17 protein-coding genes and 4 tRNA genes are annotated in these 24,678 nt (G+C 38.4%); 10 read left to right on the top strand and 11 right to left on the bottom strand.

Features of this window, described 5'->3' with window-relative positions:
* Positions 1 to 28: 28 nt before the first annotated feature.
* Positions 29 to 844 carry an antitermination protein Q gene (locus tag QQS39_RS12300; protein ID WP_285804629.1) on the bottom strand — a complete coding sequence of 272 codons (816 nt, stop codon included), beginning with the start codon at positions 842 to 844 and terminating at the stop codon, positions 29 to 31.
* A 238-nt stretch (positions 845 to 1,082) separates the two neighbouring features.
* Between QQS39_RS12300 and QQS39_RS12305 the strand changes: the two genes are divergently transcribed.
* Positions 1,083 to 1,820, top strand: a complete 738-nt coding sequence (locus QQS39_RS12305; protein ID WP_285804630.1) for a LexA family transcriptional regulator — start codon at positions 1,083 to 1,085, stop codon at positions 1,818 to 1,820.
* A 122-nt stretch (positions 1,821 to 1,942) separates the two neighbouring features.
* Here QQS39_RS12305 and QQS39_RS12310 read toward each other — a convergent pair.
* From QQS39_RS12310 to QQS39_RS12325, 4 genes are all read right to left on the bottom strand, one after another.
* Positions 1,943 to 2,018: transfer RNA gene (locus QQS39_RS12310), tRNA-Thr, on the bottom strand.
* Positions 2,019 to 2,024: 6 nt separating this feature from the next.
* Positions 2,025 to 2,112, bottom strand: a tRNA-Ser gene (locus tag QQS39_RS12315).
* Between the two features lie 291 nt (positions 2,113 to 2,403).
* A tRNA-Thr gene (locus QQS39_RS12320) sits at positions 2,404 to 2,479 on the bottom strand.
* Positions 2,480 to 2,485: 6 nt separating this feature from the next.
* Positions 2,486 to 2,573: transfer RNA gene (locus tag QQS39_RS12325), tRNA-Ser, on the bottom strand.
* Positions 2,574 to 2,775: 202 nt separating this feature from the next.
* On the opposite strand from QQS39_RS12325, the gene rcsD reads away from it, so the two are divergent.
* Positions 2,776 to 5,484: a phosphotransferase RcsD gene (rcsD, locus tag QQS39_RS12330; RefSeq protein ID WP_285804631.1), complete on the top strand. Its 2,709-nt coding sequence runs from the start codon at positions 2,776 to 2,778 to the stop codon at positions 5,482 to 5,484.
* Positions 5,485 to 5,486: 2 nt separating this feature from the next.
* Positions 5,487 to 6,143 carry a response regulator transcription factor RcsB gene (rcsB, locus tag QQS39_RS12335; RefSeq protein WP_006533269.1) on the top strand — a complete coding sequence of 219 codons (657 nt, stop codon included), beginning with the start codon at positions 5,487 to 5,489 and terminating at the stop codon, positions 6,141 to 6,143.
* A gap of 410 nt (positions 6,144 to 6,553) precedes the next feature.
* On the opposite strand, the gene rcsC is transcribed toward rcsB, so the two are convergent.
* Together rcsC and gyrA are read right to left on the bottom strand one after the other, a co-directional pair.
* Positions 6,554 to 9,388, bottom strand: coding sequence for a two-component system sensor histidine kinase RcsC (gene rcsC, locus QQS39_RS12340; protein ID WP_285804632.1), 2,835 nt, complete (start codon positions 9,386 to 9,388; stop codon positions 6,554 to 6,556).
* Positions 9,389 to 9,580: 192 nt separating this feature from the next.
* Positions 9,581 to 12,208, bottom strand: coding sequence for a DNA topoisomerase (ATP-hydrolyzing) subunit A (gene gyrA, locus QQS39_RS12345; protein WP_285804633.1), 2,628 nt, complete (start codon positions 12,206 to 12,208; stop codon positions 9,581 to 9,583).
* A gap of 172 nt (positions 12,209 to 12,380) precedes the next feature.
* Between gyrA and ubiG the strand changes: the two genes are divergently transcribed.
* The 6 genes from ubiG (at position 12,381) to tyrP (ending at position 18,921) form a co-directional block, all read left to right on the top strand.
* Positions 12,381 to 13,118 carry a bifunctional 2-polyprenyl-6-hydroxyphenol methylase/3-demethylubiquinol 3-O-methyltransferase UbiG gene (gene ubiG, locus QQS39_RS12350; protein WP_151435553.1) on the top strand — a complete coding sequence of 246 codons (738 nt, stop codon included), beginning with the start codon at positions 12,381 to 12,383 and terminating at the stop codon, positions 13,116 to 13,118.
* A gap of 348 nt (positions 13,119 to 13,466) precedes the next feature.
* The gene (gene nrdA / locus QQS39_RS12355; RefSeq protein WP_151435554.1) at positions 13,467 to 15,758 is read left to right on the top strand and encodes a class 1a ribonucleoside-diphosphate reductase subunit alpha; all 2,292 of its coding nucleotides are present in this window, start codon (positions 13,467 to 13,469) and stop codon (positions 15,756 to 15,758) included.
* Between the two features lie 11 nt (positions 15,759 to 15,769).
* On the top strand, positions 15,770 to 16,900 hold the full coding sequence (gene nrdB / locus QQS39_RS12360) for a class Ia ribonucleoside-diphosphate reductase subunit beta (protein WP_285804634.1): 1,131 nt from the start codon (positions 15,770 to 15,772) through the stop codon (positions 16,898 to 16,900).
* A gap of 25 nt (positions 16,901 to 16,925) precedes the next feature.
* On the top strand, positions 16,926 to 17,204 hold the full coding sequence (gene yfaE, locus QQS39_RS12365; protein WP_285804635.1) for a class I ribonucleotide reductase maintenance protein YfaE: 279 nt from the start codon (positions 16,926 to 16,928) through the stop codon (positions 17,202 to 17,204).
* A 90-nt stretch (positions 17,205 to 17,294) separates the two neighbouring features.
* Entirely contained in the window at positions 17,295 to 17,528 is a 234-nt protein-coding gene (locus tag QQS39_RS12370; protein ID WP_151435557.1) for a YgdI/YgdR family lipoprotein, read from the top strand.
* 181 nt (positions 17,529 to 17,709) lie between these two features.
* Positions 17,710 to 18,921, top strand: coding sequence for a tyrosine transporter TyrP (gene tyrP, locus QQS39_RS12375; protein WP_285804636.1), 1,212 nt, complete (start codon positions 17,710 to 17,712; stop codon positions 18,919 to 18,921).
* A gap of 84 nt (positions 18,922 to 19,005) precedes the next feature.
* On the opposite strand, the gene QQS39_RS12380 is transcribed toward tyrP, so the two are convergent.
* Positions 19,006 to 19,548 (bottom strand): YfaZ family outer membrane protein, encoded by a 543-nt coding sequence (locus QQS39_RS12380; RefSeq protein ID WP_151435559.1) that lies wholly within the window; start codon positions 19,546 to 19,548, stop codon positions 19,006 to 19,008.
* 283 nt (positions 19,549 to 19,831) lie between these two features.
* Here QQS39_RS12380 and QQS39_RS12385 point away from each other — a divergent pair, with 283 nt between their 5' ends.
* The gene (locus QQS39_RS12385) at positions 19,832 to 21,286 is read left to right on the top strand and encodes a catalase (RefSeq protein WP_285804637.1); all 1,455 of its coding nucleotides are present in this window, start codon (positions 19,832 to 19,834) and stop codon (positions 21,284 to 21,286) included.
* Between the two features lie 132 nt (positions 21,287 to 21,418).
* On the opposite strand, the gene menE is transcribed toward QQS39_RS12385, so the two are convergent.
* The 3 genes from menE to menB are packed head-to-tail and all read right to left on the bottom strand — an operon-like array spanning position 21,419 to position 24,671.
* Complete coding sequence (menE, locus tag QQS39_RS12390; protein WP_285804638.1) at positions 21,419 to 22,855, bottom strand: o-succinylbenzoate--CoA ligase; 1,437 nt, start codon at positions 22,853 to 22,855, stop codon at positions 21,419 to 21,421.
* Positions 22,843 to 23,814: an o-succinylbenzoate synthase gene (gene menC, locus QQS39_RS12395; RefSeq protein WP_151435562.1), complete on the bottom strand. Its 972-nt coding sequence runs from the start codon at positions 23,812 to 23,814 to the stop codon at positions 22,843 to 22,845. The genes menE and menC overlap by 13 nt, the downstream gene beginning before the upstream one ends.
* The gene (gene menB / locus QQS39_RS12400) at positions 23,814 to 24,671 is read right to left on the bottom strand and encodes a 1,4-dihydroxy-2-naphthoyl-CoA synthase (protein ID WP_151435563.1); all 858 of its coding nucleotides are present in this window, start codon (positions 24,669 to 24,671) and stop codon (positions 23,814 to 23,816) included. The genes menC and menB overlap by 1 nt, the downstream gene beginning before the upstream one ends.
* Positions 24,672 to 24,678 lie beyond the last annotated feature (7 nt).

Raw genomic sequence — 24,678 nt, forward strand, 5'->3', positions numbered from 1 at the left:
TACAAAAATAAATAAATATAGAAAATTATTACTTAACAGTCACTTCTTGAAGAATTTTTTCTGATAAAGACTCTTCTTTAAAGCACTCTTCAACTAAATGTTCAAATAACGGTTTATAGTTACTGTACGCAACAGTTTTAGAAACACTCACTACTGTTTGTACTTGCTCTAATACTTCACTGAATTTTAAGCGAGGATACCCACGACCTGAACATTGATTACAAGGTTTGAAAACAGCCCCCCCCTGCTTTTCACTCTCTTTTTTATCTAAAACTTGACCACGTCCATGACAACGACATGCTAAACGAATTTCAGCTTTGCCCTTACATGTAGGGCAAACAACCCGAGTTGTTTCTCTTACTTCACGGTAAGAAGTGTTATTTTGGGGTTTAACTTTAAGCTCCCCGTTAAGATTTCGCGCAAGCTCTTTAACAGATTTTGAGGTGTAACTTTTGGTAGTAAAAACGTCAACTTCAATAAATCCATTACTGCAGTCAGGGCACGCTTTCTTACTTGCGGCACTTCTTGCGTAATCTTGGAAAGCATAATTAGCAATAATGTGTAAAACATTAGCTTTCACATCTTCATTAAGTTTATCAATGGCTTTGTATTGATAAGCTTGAGTTAATGCGTATTGATAAAGGCTTTCAATTGCTTCACTAGGATGATTAATACTATGTTTAGCTAAAAATAACTCTATACCCATTCGCCCTTTTCGAGCGGCTAAACTAATTGATGTCATTACATCAGTCACTGACAGTGAATCCACTGTTTTCACTGTTCTTACATCACTCAATACTATGCTTTTTGGTGAAAAATATTTAGGTAAGTCCGCTAGTCTCATTTAATGCTCCTTTTGATTTCCTATCACTACTTATTGGTCATCCATGTACCACGACAAGGCATGGCATTTATGCATCTAAATCACTCGCATTTTACGGCGTTATCTCAACGTGATTTTTACTTACCACTCTTGCATTGGTTTATTTAGTTACTTTTTTGTACTTTTCGCACTTTTATTAACCAATAGTTAATGTTATATTTTAACCAAAATGACGTCAAGTAGCAAAGGAAATTAACCAATGGTTAAAAATGATAATAAAACGGAGTTCACAAAAAGGCTTCAAGAAGCTTGCTTAGATTCAGGGATTGCAGGACGTGGGTTAGGTAAAAGAATTACAGATGCACTCGCGGAACAAGGCATAAAAGTCAGTGCTCCAGCAGTATGGAAATGGCTAAATAATGAATCAATTCCCGATCCAACAAATATCTTAGCATTAAGTCAATGGCTCGATGTTCGAGCAGAATGGCTAGAATATGGGCGAGGAGCAAAAAAAAATGATGGCGTTTCAGTAAATGAAATGACACCCGTTGATGATTGGGATAATAATACGCCGATAGAACGAGATGAAGTCGAGATCCCCTTCTATACTACTATTGAATTAGCTGCAGGTTTTGGAAGTTGTACCACTGATAATCAAAAGGTGGAATTATTGAGATTTTCTCGTTCTACATTTAATCGCTATGGCGTTCAACCTAGCGATGCCGTTGCTTTTAAAGTTCATGGTGACAGCATGTCCCCTGTTATTCCTGATGGTTCGATTGTCACTATCAGTACAGGGCATACAAAAATTGTTGATGGCGGTATTTATGCTATTCAACAAGGCGATCTTTTGAGGGTCAAAATTTTACATCGACTCCCCAATAACACCATTATCATCCGTAGCTATAATACTATTGATTACCCAGATGAGCGTTCTACATTAGAAGAAGTGAAAATTTTGGGGCGAGTATTTAATTGGTCTGTGATGGGTTGGTGATCACGATAATACACAAAAACACCACGATCTTTTTATGTGGTGTTTTTGAAAATCGCTAATTCAATATTAAAATTGATCCAAGAAAAAACCCGTTATCTCTTGCGAAATAACGGGTTCTTATATGGTGCCGGCTACCGGAGTCGAACTGGTGACCTACTGATTACAAGTCAGTTGCTCTACCAACTGAGCTAAGCCGGCTAATTCTGGCGGAAGGATAGAGATTCGAACTCTAGGATGGTTTCCCATCGGCGGTTTTCAAGACCGCTGCCTTCAGCCACTCGGCCATCCTTCCATAGCGCGGAATTATGCCTATCTCTGACCTCGCTGTCTAGTCCTGATCGTAAAAAAAATGACTTTTTTATCTGTTTGCTTAATCTTCAGTCTATTTTTGATTAAAAAGTGCTAACTTACTAATATGTTGGTTAAATTTTGATAACTAGAGATAAAAAATCATCGCTATATCGCGAGATAAACGGAGTAACCCAAAAGGAATTAAATAGAAATTAACTAAGAGGAAAAATACAAAGTAGAATTATAGATAAGAAAAAACCCGTTACCTCTTGCGAGATAACGGGTTCTTATATGGTGCCGGCTACCGGAGTCGAACTGGTGACCTACTGATTACAAGTCAGTTGCTCTACCAACTGAGCTAAGCCGGCTAATTCTGGCGGAAGGATAGAGATTCGAACTCTAGGATGGTTTCCCATCGGCGGTTTTCAAGACCGCTGCCTTCAGCCACTCGGCCATCCTTCCATAGCGCGGAATTATGCCTATCTCTGACCCCGCTGTCTAGCTCCGATTGTAAAAAAATTGGATTTTTTTGTTTGTTTGCTCAAAGTTCATCCGAATATCCCTTTTAATAGGATAACCTGTTAATATAATGGCTGAATAATGGTGATTGTTTATTCAATTTTCTATTTTTAACTACATTGTCTCTTAAAGGCTCGCAAACTGAATGCGTACATTGAACCAACTCAAGCCAAATACACTAACTCGTCTATATGCCCTGTTTCTTCTTTTTATGGTCATATCGCTTTTTCTCTACGCTTACAGTTATTTTGACACTTGGCTAGATAGCAAAAAAAACGCTATCAACAATACGACTCAAAAATTCGCCCGACAGGTTGAAGATTACCGTTACCACTCTAATCAACTTTTTCAGTTATCAAATAAAATAGCCGATACTTCGACGTTCCCTGTGTTACGACTTAATCCAATAAAATTACGTTCTGATGTATTTTGGCTTGAAGGGCGAGATCAAACTGTAGATTCCATTATATTTGGTAAACCCAATGAGCAAACCTTTCAGTTAGCGCAACGATTTGCAAATTCACTCGAAATTCTTTGGGGTGTACGTAATGATTACAGTTCACTTTATTATTTAAATGGTAAAGGGAATGATCTGATCTTAATTACAACCCATTCTGTTCTTAAGCCAGAGATCCGTTACAAAGAAAGTTATTTAACATTAACGGCTGAAAATAAACGGTCTGAGTTATTGATGCAATCAACGGCATTAGATGAAAAAGAAAGCCTTTCTCCTATTAGGAAGATGTCTACAGAAAACATCTATTACTACACTTATCGTATTATGTTTAATGTGCCGGGTCAGTTAACCAGCGTAGTGGCGTTTGATTTACCTATCAATAATTTCTTGCCTTCAGAGCTATCGCCACACTACCTAAGATTACTCCCGACAGGTCAACAATCCGTTTATGACAAGAATAGCATTGAAATATCAACCGATGGCTCTTCACTGATTTTTTCTCAACCGATTATTGGTATCCCATATTCACTCTCTTATGAATACCCGATGAAATCGATTATAAAAGAGATTGCCTACAAAAATATTTGGTTATTAATCAGCCTTCTGGTATTTATTTCTATCTCTGTTTTTGGTCATATCTATATCCGTAATAAGTACGTTTTCCCTTATATCTCTATGACTCGTAATCTACGGATCAAAGAAGAGATGACAAACGACATCATTTCAAATCTTCCGATAGGATTACTTGTCTATAATTTTTCCTCTAACCATAAGATTATTAGCAATAGTCATGCGGAAAAATTACTGCCTCATATCGATTTATCTAAGATCCGCCAAATGGCAGTGGAGCACAATGGCTTAATCCAAACGGCTATTAACAATGAAATTTATGAAATAAGAACAAGTAATAATAACAATATTGACAATACATCATTATTCATATTTCTGAATAAAGATAACGAAGCCCTAATCAATAAAAAATTACAACTTGCACAGCAAGAATATGAGAAAAATACCATCGCACGACGCAAGATCTTATCTAATATGTCATTAGAATTAATGCGTCCTATCAAAGATATAAATGAGATGGTTTATCAATTCAAAGAATTATTACCCGAAGACACTCACCAACAATTGCTTAGCTTATTATTAGAGAAAACAAATTACATTTCTGAGTGGATAGAAAACATTACATTAATTAATAAGTTAGAAAATCAAGAATGGAAAATTCATAAGGATGAATTTGAACTATCAACATTAGTTGAATCTATTCTGATAACAGCATCACCTTTTATGATAAGAAAAGGGCTAACACTTTATTTCCACAATAATATAAGACCTGGATTGCTTTTAATTAACGATGGCCCAGCTTTAAGTAAGATTATTTTATCATTGATTAATTATGCCATTAGCACGACTAATTATGGAAAGATAACCGTTAATCTGAATTTAGTTAAAAATAAAGATAAAGAAGAAATACTTATAGATATTATTGACAGTGGAAGCGGGCTTACACCTCAAGATATTGCTAATATAAAATACCCATTCTTAGGACAAGCAATGGGAGACAAATATTATTCTAATTCAGGTATCATTTTTTATTTATGCCATTTGCTATGCCATAAAATACAAGGAGAATTAACGATTAAGAGCCAAGAAAGCATTGGTTCTCATTTTCAAATCGCACTCCCATACCAGCATATAGATACTGAAGAGCGAACATTTAACGTATTATTAGAGGGAATAAACGCAAAACTCGCTATAAAAAATCCTGAAATAGAAAAAATCATCTGTCAACAGCTTGATAAATATGGCGCGACATACTTTGATAAAAATAGAGAGAATCTTTATCCTGAATACGATATCATACTTAAGGATACACCGAATGATAACCCTGAATCTCCAACAATATTATTAATCAGCTCTATTGTTGGATTTGAAAAAATATCAAAAGATTTAATAAAGTGTAACTATAACTTCGGTGATCCTTTAATTGAGGCTATTACTTATTTAATTGAAGAAAATGAGTCATTTTCCCTAGATACAACTAAAGAGAGTATTTGGGATGAAAATAATAACCTTGATAAATACGAAGTAATTCTTAATAATTATAGGAAGAAGTTGAATGGTAGTGATTATAAGGAACTATTTATCAGTACTGTTCCTATTGATGTTGAAAAACTACACTTAGAAGCAACAAATAAAGACTTTCATTCTCTAGCCCAGACAGCTCATCGTCTAAAAGGGGTTTTTGCCATGTTAGATTTAGAATATCTCAGAGAAAGCTGTGAATATTTAGAGCATGACATAAAAAATCATAATGAATTAGAGATCAAAGAACGTATCACTCAACTGGATAAATGGATTCAACAGTTGCTGCAGCAAGGTAACAATTAAACATGAATAACCTTAATATTATTATTGCCGATGATCACCCAATCGTTTTATTCGGTATTCGTAAATCTTTAGAACAAATTGAATGGGTCAATGTTGTAGGTGAATTTGAAGATTCAACTTCACTTATCAATAACTTACCTAAGTTAAATGTAGATGCTTTAATTACTGACTTATCTATGCCTGGCGATAAGTATGGTGATGGTATTACACTCATTAAGTACATTAAAAGACATTATCCTAATTTGTCGATTATTGTACTCACAATGAATAACAATCCAGCTATTTTGAGCGCTGTTCTTGATCTTGAAATTGAAGGTATTGTGCTTAAGCAAGGTGCTCCGACTGATCTACCAAAAGCATTAGCTGCGCTACAAAAAGGTAAGAAATTTATGCCTGAAAGCGTTGCGAAGCTACTTGAGAAAGTAAATGCAAATGGTTACGGCGATAAACGTTTATCACCAAAAGAAAGTGAAGTGCTGAGATTATTTGCGGAAGGCTTTCTTGTAACCGAAATCGCAAAAAAACTTAATCGTAGTATTAAAACGATTAGTAGTCAGAAAAAATCAGCCATGATGAAATTAGGTGTCGATAACGATATCGCATTACTTAATTACTTGTCATCAGTGACTATTGATAAGGAAATTAACGGACCGGATTAATTTCACCGTTGTTACCTTAGCTTAGCCGCACCGATAAAATCAGGAAGCTCATCCCTTTGTGGGAGCTTCTCTGCTTTTTAGCCTTTGCTCTTTATTCCCACTCTCTTTAGGCTTTCCTTTCTCTTTCTTCGCCAATATTTCTTGTTCACAAGCACCTTATAAGCTGCGTGGCTTTTAATTCATCCCTTTTATCCCTTTCCTCGTTTTTTCGCTTACAGGCTGTTACAAAGACTTTCTCCCCCCTTTTCATCTGTTTGTCTTATTTGTTTATCTTATTATGGCTGTGCTTTATTTCATTTTATCTATCAAAATGCTTTGTGATTACGTTATTTTTGCTTTATTGGGGCTTTAAACAAACAAAGACTAATAAATTAGTCTTTGTTTGTTTACTCGTGTTATCCGTTCTGGAATTATTCTTTTGGAATATACTTCACCAGCACTTCTCTTAAAATAGAGAGCGAAACAGGTTTAGATACACAATCATTCATTCCTGCATCAATGCAACGTTGTTTCTCTTCTGCAATTGCATTCGCCGTCACACCTATCACCGGCATATTACTGCCCATTTCTCTTATATGTGTTGCCAGCTGATAACCATTCATGTTTGGCATATTGACATCCGTCAGAACGATATCAACATGGTTTTTAGCTAAATACGTTAATGCGTCACAGCCATCTTCTGCTGTTGCTGTATTAAAGCCGATTTTTTTCAGTTGATCGGTCAACAATAAGCGGTTGATGGGGTGATCATCGACAATAAGAACCGTCAAGGTTTGTAAGTGGCAATCCGTATCTTGCGCCACCATTTCCACACAATTTGCTTCAACTTTAGTTTGAGGCAATTGTAGTATTATTTTTGTTAACTCGTTTAGTTTATAAGTACTGCAAACCCATACGTTTTCAGCGATTTTCTTCGACGGCTCCAAATAATGCTCATTGATCCTAATAAATTGGCAGTTATCTTTTCTGGGCACATCGTAATCTGTGATAATAAAATCGGTTGAAGATAACACCACTTCTTCAGTCAGTAATTCACAACTCAAACCAAAATAACGAAGGTATCGACCAATAAAACCTTCTAAATAAAGATTTTTAATATCAATAAAGCAGCGAACATTATTTTCTTTATAAATATTGCGTTTAAAAGAAGACTCTATTTCGTCTAGGGCGCCATAAAGAGGGATACGAACCGTAAAGCGGCTACCAATATTTTCTTGGGAAACAACGCTAATATCCCCATCCATTAAGTTAATCAGCTTTTCACAAATAGCTAAACCTAACCCGGTTCCTTCTGATGCACTTTCTGTATTTTGAGATACTTGGAAGAAAGGTTCAAAAAGCTCATGCAATGCTTTGTCGCTGATCCCTCGACCTGTATCGTGAATATCAAAATAGAGATAATAATCATCTTTATAAAGATGCAAGGTAATACATCCCGTCGTGGTGAACTTAATACTGTTATTCAATAGATTAGAGATAACTTGTTGCACACGAACAGGATCACTATTTACAATTTTAGGTACATCAGGTTCGATAAAACAGTAAATAGCTAAGTCTTTTTTCGCAATCAACGGTAAATAGTTAGAGATAACAAAAGAGAGCACTTGGCGACAATTAAATGGCTTAATATCAATTTTTAATTGTTTAGATTCAATTTTCGAGAAATCGAGGATATCGCTAATAATTTTTAGTAATAACGATGAGGAGTTATCCATCGTTTTTAATAATCGAGCAGTATCGTCGCTTTGTGTAAGAGATTGTAATAACTCTAAATTACCAATAATGCCATAAAGTGGTGTTCGTAATTCATGGCTAACCGTTGCCAAGAACATCGATTTAGCTTGGTTAGCTTGCTCTGCAGCTGTCGCCATATTTTGTAATGAACGCTCCATTTTAACCCGTGCGCTGATATCCACTAAAACACAGATAGCCACATCTTCATTTTGATAACGTGAATTAACAAAGCTTATTTGTAGATGATTACGATTGTTGGTCACAACATCGACCATATTGCTACTTTTTTCAGCAATAATAGAGAGGATATTTTGTTTATCGCTATGGCTAAGTAAACGAAAATAGTTATGTGCGAGTTCGTTACTTAGAATAATCATACCGTCACGTATTCTAAGAATACTGATCCCGACTGGCGCTGATGCCACAATCTTATGATTAAACTGCTCGTGCTCTTCTAGACGAGAAGCATTATTTTCAGCTGGGGAGAATATTTTTCTCTCAAATATCCATACAAAGATAAAAATCATAATGGCTGAAATAATATTTAAGATCAGCGCATTAAAAATCGTGAATTTAAATTCATTTAAAATTTGTTTGAGTGGTAATGAATACACCACACTAAAGGATGAAGGCAATAATTTACGCTTAGCAACTAAGTCACTAAAATCTTCATCAAAACCAAAATAAGGGGCGCTAACATCAGGGACTTGTTTAACTGTATGATAGTTATTTTCTGCAGGATAGCTTAAAACCGTGGTATTTCGACTATTAAGAAGATGAATTGAAATCACTCTGTCTTTAGCTGGAGAAAAATATTCAAGACGGATAGCCCTTTCAATACCAATCAGACCAATAAATTTACCTGATGCATAAACTGGCGACATAACATATAAAATGCCACTATCCCCTTTTGCATCTGGCACTATCCAATATTGGTTTACTTCTTTGCCTTGCGCGCGTTGATTAATATAATTACGTGTGTTCTCGTAAACCATTTTCTTCAGCATTTCAGTATCAACAGGCGACGCTCGTAAAGGAAAGTTAATCATACACATGCTATGAGAACCGACCATAAAGACTTGGTTTATCCCTTGCAGCGCAGGAGTGTTATCTTTCCAATAATATAAGATGCTGTTAAATGAGCGAAAATAGTTGTTCGTTTGTCCTTTAAATAATTCACAATCCGCAGTGTCATTCAGTTTATGAAGTGAAAAAGGACCTTCATAAAATAATGAATTTTTCATCCCCGGATTTAAATTGATCTGTTCTTGATGTCGTTCTGCGAGGTATTGTAAATCACGGATGGTGCCAGAGGTTTGCCTAAAGAAGCCAAGGAGATTGGTGTAGTTATTACTATACTCTTGCCGAATATCTGACTTAGTATCATTGAAAATATTGATGAGGTAAAACATGGTTAGCAATGCCCCCATCGCCCACAACATAATACCTAATATGCGAAAAAGGTAGCGGGAAATTTTTAACGATGTTTTAAAGGACGAGAGATATCTCAAACAACCACCCTAATCAATATTCCTACCGCACTAGAAACTTATTCTATTCTAGCAGAAGTTACCGTATGTCTGAATGATATGATCTTTATCATCAGGATAATTATTTCTGATGATGCACTGATCCTACCTCATAAAAAAAGCAGGCAATTATGCCTGCTTTCATTTATTTATACATCACAATAATGATAAATACTATTCTTCGTCCGCATCATCTGCTAAATCTGGATCTGGCGCTTCCGATGACTCTTCGTTAATAACCTCATTAACTTCGTCATCATCTAATGCATCGTCTTCATCTTCAACACGTTGCAAGCCAACAACCAATTCACCTTCTGTTGTACGAATTAAGGTAACACCTTGTGTATTACGTCCAACAATGCTGACTTCTGAAACTCGTGTACGAACTAACGTACCCGCATTCGTGATCATCATAATCTGGTCAGTTTCTTCAACTTGAATTGCGCCAACAACTTTACCGTTACGCTCACTAACTTTAATGGAGATAACGCCTTGTGTTGCACGATTCTTCGTTGGATATTCGCCTTGAGCAGTACGTTTACCATAACCATTTTCAGTAACAGTTAAGATATCACCATCACCGCGAGGAATAATAAGTGAAACCACTTTATCGTCATCGCTGAGTTTCATACCACGAACACCTGTCGCAGTACGACCCATTGGGCGAACACAATCTTCTGCAAAGCGAACCACTTTACCATCCGCAGAGAACAACATAACTTCGTTAGTGCTATCGGTTAAATCAACACCGATTAACTCATCGCCTTCATTTAAATTAACGGCAATGATACCTGCACTACGAGGACGGCTGAAATCTTGCAGAGGTGTTTTCTTCACAGTTCCGCTTGCGGTTGCCATAAAGACAAACTTACCTTCTTCATACTCTCTTACTGGCAAAATAGCGGTAATACGTTCATTTTGCTCAAGAGGTAATAAGTTGATAATTGGACGACCACGAGCGCCGCGACTTGCTTCTGGTAACTGGTAAACTTTCATCCAGTAGAGACGACCACGGCTTGAGAAGCATAAAATCGTGTCATGGGTGTTAGCCACCAATAGACGATCGATAAAGTCTTCTTCTTTAATTCTTGCTGCTGATTTACCTTTACCGCCACGACGCTGTGCTTCGTAATCAGTAAGTGGCTGATATTTAACGTAACCTTGATGAGAAAGTGTCACAACAACATTTTCTTCATTGATCAAGTCTTCGATATTAATATCTGCTGTATTTTCAGTGATCTCAGTACGACGAGGATCGTTATATTGATCTTTAATCGCATTTAGCTCTTCACGAATGACTTCCATCAGACGCTCAGGGCTTCTTAAGATATGCAATAGCTCAGCAATTTGGAGTAATAACTCACGATATTCATCTAACAGTTTTTCATGTTCAAGACCTGTCAGTTTCTGCAAGCGCAGATCCAAAATAGCTTGAGCTTGTTGCTCTGTTAGATAGTACTTACCGTCATGCACGCCATATTGTGGCTCTAACCATTCAGGACGAGCAACATTGCTGTCGCCAGCACGCTCTAACATGGTAGAAACGCTACCTAAATCCCAAGGTTGTGCAATTAACGCCGCTTTTGCTTCTGCTGGATTTGGTGCTTGACGGATCATTTCAATAACTGGGTCAATGTTCGCCAAAGCAACAGCCAGTGCTTCTAAGATATGCGCGCGGTCGCGTGCTTTGCGTAATTCGTAAATCGTACGACGAGTAACAACTTCACGACGATGACGAATAAAGGCAGAGATAATTTCTTTTAAATTTAATAATTTTGGCTGCCCTTGGTGAAGCGCAACCATATTAATACCAAAAGAAACCTGCATTTGTGTTTGTGAGAATAAGTGATTTAATACCACTTCACCCACAGCATCACGTTTGATTTCAACGACAATACGCATACCGTCTTTATCAGACTCGTCACGTAAGCCGCTAATACCTTCTATACGCTTATCTTTAACAAGCTCTGCAATTTTTTCAATTAAGCGAGCTTTATTCACCTGATAAGGAATTTCTGTCACGATAATCGTTTCGCGACCTGTTTTCTCATCAGTTTCGATATCAGCCTGAGCACGGATATAGATTTTTCCGCGACCAGTACGGTAAGCATCTAAAATTCCTCTGCGACCATTAATAATAGCGGCAGTCGGGAAATCAGGCCCCGTAATATGTTCCATCAGCTCTTCAATCGTGATGTCTTCGTTATCAACGTAAGCAAGGCAGCCGTCGATAACTTCGCCTAGGTTATGTGGAGGAATATTTGTTGCCATCCCTACCGCAATCCCTGAAGAACCATTGACTAGCAAGTTTGGAATACGGGTTGGCATTACTGCCGGAATATGTTCTGTTCCATCATAGTTAGGAACAAAATCAACCGTTTCTTTTTCCAAATCCGCCAGCAGTTCATGGGCGATTTTCGCCATACGAACTTCGGTATAACGCATTGCAGCCGCCGAGTCACCATCAACTGACCCGAAGTTACCCTGCCCGTCAACCAACATGTAACGCATAGAAAAAGGCTGTGCTAAACGAACAATCGTTTCATAAACAGCACTGTCCCCGTGCGGGTGATATTTACCGATAACATCCCCAACAACACGGGCTGATTTTTTATAAGGTTTATTCCAATCGTTTCCTAGTACATTCATCGCGAAAAGCACTCGGCGGTGTACTGGCTTCAGTCCGTCTCGAACATCGGGTAATGCGCGTCCTACAATAACAGACATCGCATAATCCAAATATGAGCTTTTTAGCTCTTCTTCGATATTAACTGGTGTGATTTCTCTGGCAATGTCGCTCATGGAGCCACTGTCCCTCATACTACGGATTCAAAGGTTTAGAACTATACCACAAATCGCCAATTTTTGGAAAAAGGAAACAACTAAATTAATGATCCTTTCGCTATTCTCTTCGATTTCACCGTCTAACGTTGGTAGAATCATGGCAATATGAAAATAGGAGTAATACTTTCTGATGAATGATAAAACAACCTCTTTACATGCTAACGTGGATCAGCATGAAATCGACAAGTTTGAAAGCGTCGCATCACGGTGGTGGGATCTTGAAGGTGAATTTAAGCCATTACACCGCATCAACCCACTAAGACTCAACTATATTCAAGAACGCGCAGACGGCCTATTTGGAAAAAAAGTCCTAGATGTCGGTTGTGGTGGCGGTATTTTGTCTGAAAGTATGGCATGTACGGGAGCTGAAGTGACGGGTCTTGATATGGGAACAGAACCATTACAAGTCGCACGTTTGCACTCGCTGGAATCAGGTATTCCTGTCACTTACATTCAAGATACTGTTGAAAACCATGCAAATGAAAACCCACAAGCTTACGACGTCGTTACCTGTATGGAGATGTTAGAGCACGTTCCTGACCCATCTTCTGTTGTAAGAGCCTGTGCAAAATTGGTAAAACCGGGTGGGCATGTTTTCTTCTCAACCATCAATCGCAATAAAAAAGCGTGGCTAATGCTGGTCGTAGGTGCGGAGTATATTCTGAATATGGTACCTAAAGGCACACATGATGCTAATAAGTTTATTCGCCCATCAGAATTACTGAGTTGGGTCGATGAAACCGATTTACGCAGCAAAAATATGATTGGTTTACATTATAACCCAATCACCGACAAATTCCGATTAGCGCCAAATGTTGATGTGAATTATATGGTGCACACACAATCGACACATAACTCGAATTCATGAAACTGAAAGTTTGATTTGGTTTAATAAAACATCAAACGATCACATTTTTTAAAATTGACTTTACATCATTGTCACTTGAATTTGTGTTTCTTACTGCCTGTATTTATGCAGGGTACAGGCAGTTGTTAAAAAATTTATCCCCTATTTATCCACAGAAACAATCAGATTTGTACACTTGATCAATCTCTCAATTACCTTTATCTTGTTATCACCATTTGAACCAACCCCTATATATTGTGTTTCCTTAAATTTCACACCACAAGACTCCTTGACACTAATTGTCATCGGGAGCGTTTTTTTGCGGTATAAAATTTCAGGTAACACTAATGCAAGAAAGGTGCATCGCTCATGAATCACAGCCTGCTCGTCACAAAACGTGATGGTCATAAAGAACGCATTGACTTAGACAAAATTCACCGTGTTATCGCCTGGGCCGCTGAAGGTCTAGAAAATGTCTCTGTATCTCAAGTTGAATTACGTTCTCAGATTCAGTTTTATGATGGTATCAAAACTGCTGATATCCATGAAACGCTGGTAAAAGCTGCTGCAGACTTAATCTCTGGTGAAACGCCTGATTATCAGTATCTCGCTGCCCGTCTTGCCGTATTTAATTTACGTAAAAAAGCGTATGGCCAATTTGAGCCACCAGCACTGTATGATCACGTTAAAAAATTAGTCGATTTAGGCAAATACGATCGCCATCTTCTTGAAGATTACACACAAGAAGAGTTCGAACAGATGAATAACTTTATTGTTCATCAACGTGATATGAATTTCTCCTACGCTGCGGTTAAACAATTAGAAGGCAAATACTTCGTTCAAAACCGTATTACTGGTGAAATTTACGAAAGCGCACAGTTCTTATATGTTTTAGTTGCAGCTTGCTTGTTCTCTCGTTATCCACAAGCAACGCGTATGGACTATATCGAACGTTTCTATAATGCGATTTCAACTTTTAAAATCTCATTACCAACGCCAATCATGGCGGGTGTAAGAACACCAACTCGTCAATTTAGTTCTTGTGTTTTAATTGAGTGCGACGACAGCCTTGATTCTATCAATGCAACATCAAGTGCCATTGTGAAATATGTTTCTCAACGTGCAGGTATTGGTATTAATGCCGGTCGTATTCGTGCATTAGGTAGTGCTATTCGTAATGGTGAAGCATTCCACACAGGTTGTATCCCATTCTATAAACACTTCCAGACTGCGGTAAAATCATGCTCGCAAGGTGGTGTTCGTGGTGGTGCAGCAACCTTATTCTACCCATTATGGCATTTAGAAGTTGAAAGCCTGCTGGTACTGAAAAATAACCGTGGTGTTGATGATAACCGTGTTCGTCATTTGGATTACGGCGTTCAGTTAAACAAATTAATGTATGAACGTTTAATCAAAGGTCAGGATATTACTTTATTCAGCCCTTCTGATGTTCCAGGTTTATATGATGCATTCTTTGCTGATCAAGATGAATTTGAACGTTTATATGTGCAATATGAGAAAGATAAGAGCATCCGCCAAAAACAAGTTAAAGCGGTTGAGTTATTCTCATTAATGATGCAAGAACGTGCCTCAACTGGCCGTATTTACATTCAGAACGTTGACCATTGTAATACTCATAGCCCATTTGATCCGGCTATTGCACCAATTCGCCAATCAAACTTATGCTTAGAAATTGCACTACCAACTAAACCATTAAATGATATTAAAGATCCTAATGGTGAAATTGCACTGTGTACGTTATCTGCATTTAACTTAGGCGCAATTGAAAATCTTGATGATTTAGAAGAACTTGCTCGTTTAGCCGTTCGTTCATTGGATGCATTGTTAGATTACCAAGATTATCCAATCTTAGCGGCAAAACAAGGTGCAATGGGTCGCCGTACCTTAGGTATTGGTGTTATTAACTTTGCTTATTATTTAGCAAAACACGGTGTTCGCTACTCTGATGGTAGTGCAAATAACTTAACCCATCGTGCATTTGAAGCAATTCAATACTATTTATTAAAAGCCTCTAATGAGTTAGCGAAAGAACAAGGCGCATGCCCATGGTTTAATGAAACCACTTACGCTGAAGGTATTTTACCTATTGATACCTATAAAAAATCATTGGATGTGCTGACAAAAGAGCCACTGCATTACGATTGGGAAGGTTTACGTAAAGACATTAAAGAGCACGGTTTACGTAACTCAACACTGTCGGCACTGATGCCATCAGAAACCTCTTCACAGATTTCGAATGCAACAAATGGTATCGAGCCACCGCGTGGTTATATCAGTATTAAAGCCTCTAAAGACGGTATTTTACGTCAAGTGGTTCCTGAGTATGAGCGTTTGAAAGGCGCTTATGAATTACTGTGGCAAATGCCAAGTATTGAAGGTTACTTGCAGTTAGTGGGCATTATGCAAAAATTCGTTGACCAAGCAATTTCAGCAAACACTAACTACGATCCTACTCGTTTCCCTAGCGGTAAGGTTCCAATGAACCAACTGCTGAAAGATTTGCTGCTCGCTTACAAATATGGCGTGAAAACACTTTATTATCACAATACCCGTGACGGTGCAGACGATGTACAGGGTGATCTGGAAGAAGTCGTTGAGACGGAAGATTCAGATTGTGAAGGCGGCGCGTGTAAAATTTAATTGAGGAAGCTATGTCTTATACTACTTTTTCACAAGTTAAAAATGATCAACTTCAGGAGCCAATGTTTTTTGGGCAGCCTGTTAACGTAGCGCGTTATGATCAGCAAAAATATCCTATTTTTGAAAAGCTAATTGAAAAACAACTCTCCTTCTTCTGGCGCCCAGAAGAAGTGGACGTTTCTCGTGATCGTATTGACTATAATGCGTTACCTGATCATGAAAAACATATTTTTATTAGTAACTTAAAATATCAAACACTGTTGGATTCGATTCAAGGAAGAAGCCCTAACGTGGCATTCTTACCTTTGATTTCAATCCCAGAGTTAGAGACATGGGTTGAAACATGGTCATTCTCTGAAACCATTCACTCACGCTCTTATACTCATATTATTCGTAATATTGTTAACGATCCGTCTATTGTGTTTGATGATATCGTTGAAAATGAAGAAATTTTAAAACGTGCGCGTGATATTTCTTCTTATTATGATGAGTTAATCAAGCTGACAAACCTTTATCACATGTATGGAGAAGGCAACCATCAGGTTAAAGGTAAAACGGTTCATGTCACGTTACGTAAATTAAAGAAGCAGCTTTATCTGTGTTTAATGAGCGTCAACGCACTAGAAGCGATTCGTTTCTACGTTAGCTTTGCCTGTTCATTTGCCTTTGCTGAGCGTGAATTAATGGAAGGTAATGCTAAAATCATTCGATTAATTGCTCGTGATGAAGCGTTACATTTAACCGGAACACAGCACATGCTGAATTTACTGCGTTCAGGTCAAGATGATCCTGAAATGGCTGAAATTGCGGCTGAATGTGAACAAGAGTGTTATGACCTGTTTGTTGAAGCGGCAGAGCAAGAAAAAGAGTGGGCGGAATACCTATTCTCTGAAGGCTCTATGATTGGTTTAAATAAAGATATCCTTTGCCAATATGTTGAATATATTACCAATATTCGCATGCAAGCTGTGGGTCTTAAATTACCATTTAAAGCACGCTCTAACCCTATTCCATGGATCAATGCATGGTTAGTGTCTGACAACGTTCAAGTTGCACCTCAAGAAGTTGAAGTCAGTTCTTACCTCGTGGGTCAAATCGATTCACAAGTTGATACTGATGACTTAAGTAACTTTGAACTGTAATACTGAGAAATAACACCGATACGTTATGGCATCTCATAAAGTGACCCTGCATCAGCAGGGTCTTTCAACACCTTTAGAATTTCATACTGACACTCACCCTTCTTTGCTTGATGCATTAGAACATGGGAAAGTCCAAGTCGAATACCAATGTCGTGAAGGCTATTGCGGCTCTTGTCGTCTACGTTTAGTGAAAGGCAAAGTGTGTTATCGCAATGAACCTTTAGCGTTTATCCAAGCCGATGAAATACTCCCCTGTAGCTGTCATCCCATTAGTGATATAGAAATAGAAATTTGCTCTAAATAATTTGAATTATCTTAATTTTTGCTTTTTTCTAACACTCTTGTTCAATTTTGACTAAGGTTAAATTAACACGATAAAAAAAGGAAAAGCATTATGAAATTAAAGTCTATTTTCTCAGCCGTTGCTATTTCTACATCAATTCTGCTCGTCGCAGGCTGTTCAAGCCCACAAAAAATAGAAACAGTAAATGGGGAAACAATTTTAACGACAGATAAACCCCAAGAAGATGAAGCAACTGGATTAATTACCTACAAAGATTCAGAAACAGGGCAAATTAAACAAATTAATCGTGATCAAATAAGACGAATGGTAGAGCTTGACGATTAACGCGCCTATAAACATTTCTCTTAAAGCGCCAACTCATATTTATGATTGGCGTTTTTTTATTCACAAAATCCTTTTTGTAAACTAATCATTACACTATACGTAATTAAAATTTGACAGAAATTTACCATTCTTATACTCTGCTTTCCAAGTAAATAAAATAGTCTAGTGAACAGAGGATCTTGTGAAGAATCGCACTATAGGCAGTGTTTTTATTGTTGCAGGAACAACAATCGGGGCTGGTATGCTGGCAATGCCGCTGGCTGCTGTGGGTATTGGTTTTAGCACTATGTTGCTATTGCTCGTTGGCTTATGGCTATTAATGAGTTATACCGCATTACTGCTGGTGGAAGTTTATCAATACAATGATCCTCATACTGGTCTTGGCTCTATTGCAAAACGCTATCTTGGTATCGGTGGTCAAGTGATCACTGGACTCGCATTATTGCTATTAATGTATGCACTAACAACAGCTTATATTAGTGGTGCCGGTGAACTACTCTCATCCACACTCTCGTCTTGGATTGGTCATGAGCTTTCTGTCACACAAGGTATCATTATCTTTACAGTGATTGGTGGTGCTGTGGTAGGAATTGGTACAACATCGGTTGATATGATTAACCGTCTATTGTTTACCGCAAAAGTTTTCTTCCTCATATTTATGCTGATTGTAATGTTACCTCACGTTGAATCAGTAAACTTAACCTCAATGCCTGTGGCGTATGGGCTTATTCTTTCTGCTATTCCTGTTATCTTTACCTCATTTGGTTTCCACGGTAGTGTGCCAAGTATTGTAAGTTACATGAACGGTGATATTAAAAAGCTACGTATTATCTTTATTATTGGTAGTGCCATTCCGCTTGTTGCTTATATTTTATGGCAAATTGCCACATTAGGCGCCATCCCAACAAACACATTTATGGGGATTATGGCGCAACAATCTGGATTAAATGGCTTACTGACTGCTATTCGTGATGTTGTTGCTACACCTCGCGTGAATATTGCGGTAAACCTATTTGCTGCGCTAGCATTAGCCACCTCATTTCTTGGTGTTGCATTAGGTCTATTTGATTACCTTGCTGACCTATTTAAACGCAGTAATCGTGCAACTGGTCGTATGCAATCAAGCCTATTAACCTTTGTGCCACCTTTACTATGTGCGCTTTATTTTCCTAACTTTGTGCAAGCCTTAGCCTATGCTGCTATTGCATTGTCAATTTTAGCGCTACTGTTACCGGCTTTATTAGTATGGAAAGTCAGACAAGAACAAAACGGTGCCGATAAATACAAAGTTAAAGGTGGAAAAAGCACATTGGCCGTTGTGTTTATTTGTGGCTTAGTGGTTATTGGTATTCAAATCGCTATCACCTTTGGTTTATTACCACAGGTCGGCTAAATACTCACTTATATCAACAACAAAAAAGCAGGTGCTGATTTTTCAACACCTGCTTTTTATTTGATCTTATCTGCTTTTTCTAGATTAGAAGCTTAAACCCGCTCCAACATAGAAACCATCAGCAATTTTATTATTACTTCTATTATGTGAGTTTTCGATTTCAATCACACGGTAACCCGCATTAACATGCAGTGGTTTAAAGACCGTTAATTGAGCGCCCACATCGGCTTCATAATAAGACTTGCTGCCAGAGGTTAATCCTTCAGGAGAAGCATAAGCTTCACCATAAACATTCAATGAAGGGAGTACATTCCAGTTTAAACCAACACCACCAGCTAGTGCAGCACCATCATCACCATTTTTTGGTGATAAGTAGAGTGCTTTACCTCCAACGCTCGCTGAAAAAGGTCCTAATGGTAATGCAAATTTTGTCCCTAGGCTGCCCATCTGACCATCATGATCACTACGCGCCCAGTTACCATTAAAAGATAGCCCTGCGTTAGGATTGCCTAAACCCGCACGAACATCAGTGTAATGTTTACCCGCTTGAATATTCATTGATACTGCATTTGCATTACCAGCCATAAATAACGCACTTACAGCGCCGACCAATAAATATTTTTTCATTGTTATTACTCCAGCAAATAATTGTCCTAACTTATAATTATACAACAAATTTATTAAACCACTTTAGCTAAAATTGAAAGCTAATCTGTAGAATTTTCAATCTATGTAAATAAGTTACATCTATCAATGTTATTGGTCTAATTGGTTTTATTAATGGGTTTATTATTGCTAAAGTGGAATTACAGTCAATATTAACCATAATAAGTATAAGGCTGTTCGCTTCGTTTTATTCACACATGCTATTTTTTAGAACGTTCATTATTTCATAAACTGGAGATATGTGATGGAAAAGAAAAAGCTAACAACAGCGTCTGGTGCGCCGGTTGTAGACAATAATAACTCTATGACAGCAGGTCCTCGTGGCCCTATGTTGCTTCAAGATGTCTGGTTTCTAGAAAAACTTGCTCACTTTGATCGTGAAGTTATTCCTGAAAGACGTATGCACGCAAAAGGCTCTGGTGCTTTTGGTACATTCAAAGTGACTCACGATATTACAAAATATACTCGTGCTAAAATATTCTCTAAAGTGGGTAAAAAAACAGACATGTTTGCTCGCTTTTCTACTGTTGCGGGTGAACGAGGTGCAGCAGACGCCGAACGTGATATTCGTGGCTTTGCGTTAAAATTTTATACCGAAGAAGGTAACTGGGATATGGTGGGTAACAACACCCCTGTTTTCTATCTTCGTGATGCCCTGAAATTCCCTGACTTAAACCACGTTGTAAAACGTGATCCTAAAACTAACCTACGCAATATGGCATACAAATGGGATTTTTTCTCTCATTTACCAGAAGCTTTACACCAGTTAACCATTGATATGAGTGACCGTGGTTTACCGCAAAGCTATCGCTTTGTTCATGGTTTTGGTAGTCACACTTATAGTTTTATTAATAAAGATAACGAGCGTTTTTGGGTTAAGTTTCATTTCCGTTGCCAACAAGGCATTAAAAATCTGATGGATGATGAAGCGCAATTACTAGTAGGTCAAGACAGAGAAAGCTCACAACGTGACTTATTTGATGCTATTGAGCGCGGTGACTTCCCACGTTGGAATTTACAAATTCAAGTGATGCCAGAAAAAGAAGCCTCTAAAGTTCCTTATAATCCTTTTGATTTAACGAAAGTTTGGCCTCATGCGGATTATCCATTAATTGATGTAGGTTATTTTGAATTAAATCGTAACCCTGAGAACTATTTCTCTGATGTAGAGCAAGCAGCATTTAGCCCTGCGAACATTGTTCCGGGTATTGGTTTCTCTCCTGATAAAATGTTACAAGGTCGCCTATTCTCTTATGGTGATGCACATCGTTATCGTTTAGGTGTTAACCATCATCAGATCCCCGTTAATGCGCCACAATGCCCATTCCATAATTATCATCGTGATGGTGCAATGCGTGTTGATGGCAATAGTGGCAGCGGTATTACCTATGAGCCAAATAATGGCGGTATGTTCCAAGAACAACCTAATTTCAAAGAGCCACCATTATCTATCGAAGGCGCGGCTGATCACTGGAACCATCGTGAAGATGAAGATTACTTCAGTCAGCCTCGTGCTCTGTATGAATTACTGAGTGATGAAGAGCACCAACGTATGTTTGCTCGTATTGCAGGTGAGTTAATTCAAGCAAGTAAAGACACTCAAAAACGTCAGATTGCCCTATTTAAGAAAGTCCATCCTGAATATGGTGCGGGTGTTGAAAAAGCAATGAAAGCATTAGCAAAAAAAGACGCTAAATAACCGTATAATAAGAAGCCCTGTGAGCAACTCGGCACTCATGCCCCTAGTTAAAAGCTAGGGGCATATTTTTATATTAAAGGATATTTAACTATATAAATTAAAGACTTCGCCTTTAGTATTAATAAATAACAATTATATCTTCTTAAGAGCCATTTGCCCTTTCACCCACTCTTGCACTTGTTTACGGGAAATTTTAATTCCGCCATTTTTAAGGCTTTCAGGGAGTTGCAGGCAAGCAACGGGTCGTTGAAATCCCGCTAATCGAGAGTGATACCATTGTGGTAATTGATTGATTATTTCAATTTCTGCATCGACAACTGCGACTGGACGTTGCCCAAATTCAGTATCATCAATAGGAACAATAAAAGACTGGCTTACACTTGGATGTGTATTAAGGATTTTCTCAATATCTTCGGGTTGAATACCTTCGCCAGCACTGAAAAAGAGATTGTCTAAGCGTCCTAAAACACACCATTCATCCGCGATAAAACCGCCTTTATCTCGTGTTGAATACCAGCCATCCGCAGTGAGTGATAACGGTTTTAATTTACCATCAAACCAATAACCTAAAGCAATACTGTCTGATTTAATCTGGATTTCATCATCGAGTGTTCTTACACTTTTGCCTTTTAATGGTAACCCTACTCCCGCTTTACCGTCTGCGCGTTTGGCGCAAACTGTGGATGCCATTTCGGTCATACCATAACCACACCAGCATTGAACGCCCCAATGTTCTGCTTCTTGCGTTAATTCAATGGGGATCATCGCGCCACCTAATAGAACAGATTTTAAGCTGAACGAGTGTTGCTTATCTTGTTGCGCTTTATTTTGTAAGAAACGCCAAAGCTGAGTCGGTACTAAAGAGGCATGAGTACAACCTTGTAATGCATCGACAAAAGGATGCATTTCACGCACCACCAGCGTTGCACCACGTAACAACCAACGCCAAAAAACACCTTGCCCTGAGACATGAAACAAAGGTAAAGAGAGTAACCAGCTATCGCCTTTTTCAAAGGGCATTAATGATAAAACACCTTCCGCACTGCAAAGATGTGCATCAAAAGTATGAACAGCCGCTTTAGGTAAACCCGATGAACCCGATGTCAAAATAAGCGTTGCCATGCGAGATGGCTCCCACTGTACAGCTTCTGTTTCATTTTTATGTTGACGTGGTGCGTTATCAAACTCAACGCCATTAAGATCAAGCAAAGTCGCATCCAGATCGAGCGTTGATTCACTCAGATCAGCATAAAAATCAATATTTAAATGAGGTAATAAATCATCAAGTAAAGACTTTGGAAGTTGTGGATTTAAAGGTAAAACCTTAGCTCCACATTGAAAAGCAGCGAGTAATGTAAAAACAAGATTGAGGTTATTTTTTCCACGCAATAGCACAGTGCTTTGCGTATCAACACCTTGTTTAGCAAAATTGTTAGCTAAGTGATTAATATGACAACTGAGTTGCTGCCATGTAATAGGTGAAATACCTGAAATGATGGCCGTTTCATTTGGGTAGAATTGCGCCCAGTGATGCCACGGCCATTGTTTAAATGGAACTACTGTTGCCATACTGTCTCTAGTTGTTCAAGAGAGATAAGTGGAATATCCACGTTTGGCCAAGGACGAATAAGTTGTTGTTTAATTAAATCAACGGTATCCAATCCCGGAATAGTATTCGGTGTTAGCCACTGTGCAATTCTTGCCAATTGAGTCAGCCCAAAGCTACTTTCAATACTTGAACTGATAATGGCGTCTAGCCCTAAAGCATGAGCTTGTTCAACAAAAGATTGACAGCGTTCAAGACTTCCCACCAATGTGGGTTTGATAACAATTGTTGTTACACCAGCTTGGGGTTTGATTTCAAAACCTTCATCGCGCACCGTTTCATCCCAAGCAATATTAATTCCTGTTGCTTGTGAAAAAGCGAGTGATTCTTCAGGTGTTTTACATGGTTCTTCTAAGAATGCAATGCGATCTCGCCATGCAGGGTTTACGTATTTCGCAAATCCTTCGGCTTTTGCTGGCGTCCAACTTCTGTTCGCATCCAATCTTAATTTTAAGTCTGGGATCGCTTCTAATAACAGATTAACCACTATTCCGTCACGCACAGCTTCATATAAACCCACTTTGATTTTAGCGACTTTTTCACCTTCCATATCATTAAGGCTTAAAATCAAATCATCAGGATCGCCATTACATAAAGGTGCGGCACGATAATTCGCGTCTTGTGGCAATGTGCCTTCAAGCTCTGCTAATGCACAGCTAATACCAAAAGCAACACTGGGTAGTTCACTATAAACCGGGTTTTCACCCGCACACCAAGCGGTTAACCAAGATTGTGCAGCTTCTTGGGCTTGTTCTAAAGTTTCACGGCTAAACTCAGGAAGAGGTGAAATTTCACCCCATCCTTGTTTGCCATTTTGCTCTAAACAGACCAGAAAACCATCACGCGTTTTTAGCCTTTGATAGCGCAGAACAACGCCTGCATCTACAGGTAGGCTGAATGAATAGAGTTTGGCGTTTCGCATTATGGGTTACGTTTAAATCGAGAGAAATCAGGTTGACGTTTTTCGTTAAAGGCGTTGCGGCCTTCTTGACCTTCATCAGTCATATAGAACAGCATAGTTGCATTACCCGCTAATTCTTGAAGACCGGCTTGACCATCGCAATCTGCATTTAATGCAGCTTTTAAGCAACGTAATGCCATTGGGCTGTTTTCCAGCATTTCACGACACCAACGTACCGTTTCTTTTTCAAGAGAGGCATAAGGAACAACGGTATTAACCAAGCCCATTTCTAAGGCTTCTTTTGCATCATATTGACGGCATAAGAACCAGATTTCGCGCGCTTTCTTTTGACCAACAATACGTGCCATATAAGAAGCACCCCAGCCACCATCGAAAGAGCCAACTTTAGGGCCTGTTTGACCAAAAATCGCGTTTTCAGCAGCAATGGTTAAGTCACACATCATATGAAGCACATGACCACCACCGATAGAATAACCAGCAACCATTGCGACAACAGGTTTTGGACACGTACGGATTTGGCGTTGGAAATCCAGCACATTTAGGTGATGTGTACCGCTATCATCGCGATATCCGCCGTAGTCACCACGAATTTTTTGGTCACCACCTGCACAGAATGCTTTTTCACCGGCACCTGTTAAAATGATTGTGCCAATTGCATCATCATAACGAGCATCCGCTAACGCTTGGATCATCTCTTTCACTGTCAAAGGACGGAAAGCATTACGTACTTGCGGGCGGTTAATCGTAATTTTTGCAATGCCATCGACTGATTTATGATAGAGGATATCTTCAAAACCTTCCGAACAATCCTGCCATTCAATCGGTGCATATAATTTTTCTTCGCTCGGGTAAAGCATAATTAGG

This window comes from Proteus appendicitidis, from assembly GCF_030271835.1.
In the GTDB taxonomy this organism is placed as follows: Bacteria; Pseudomonadota; Gammaproteobacteria; order Enterobacterales; family Enterobacteriaceae; genus Proteus; species Proteus appendicitidis.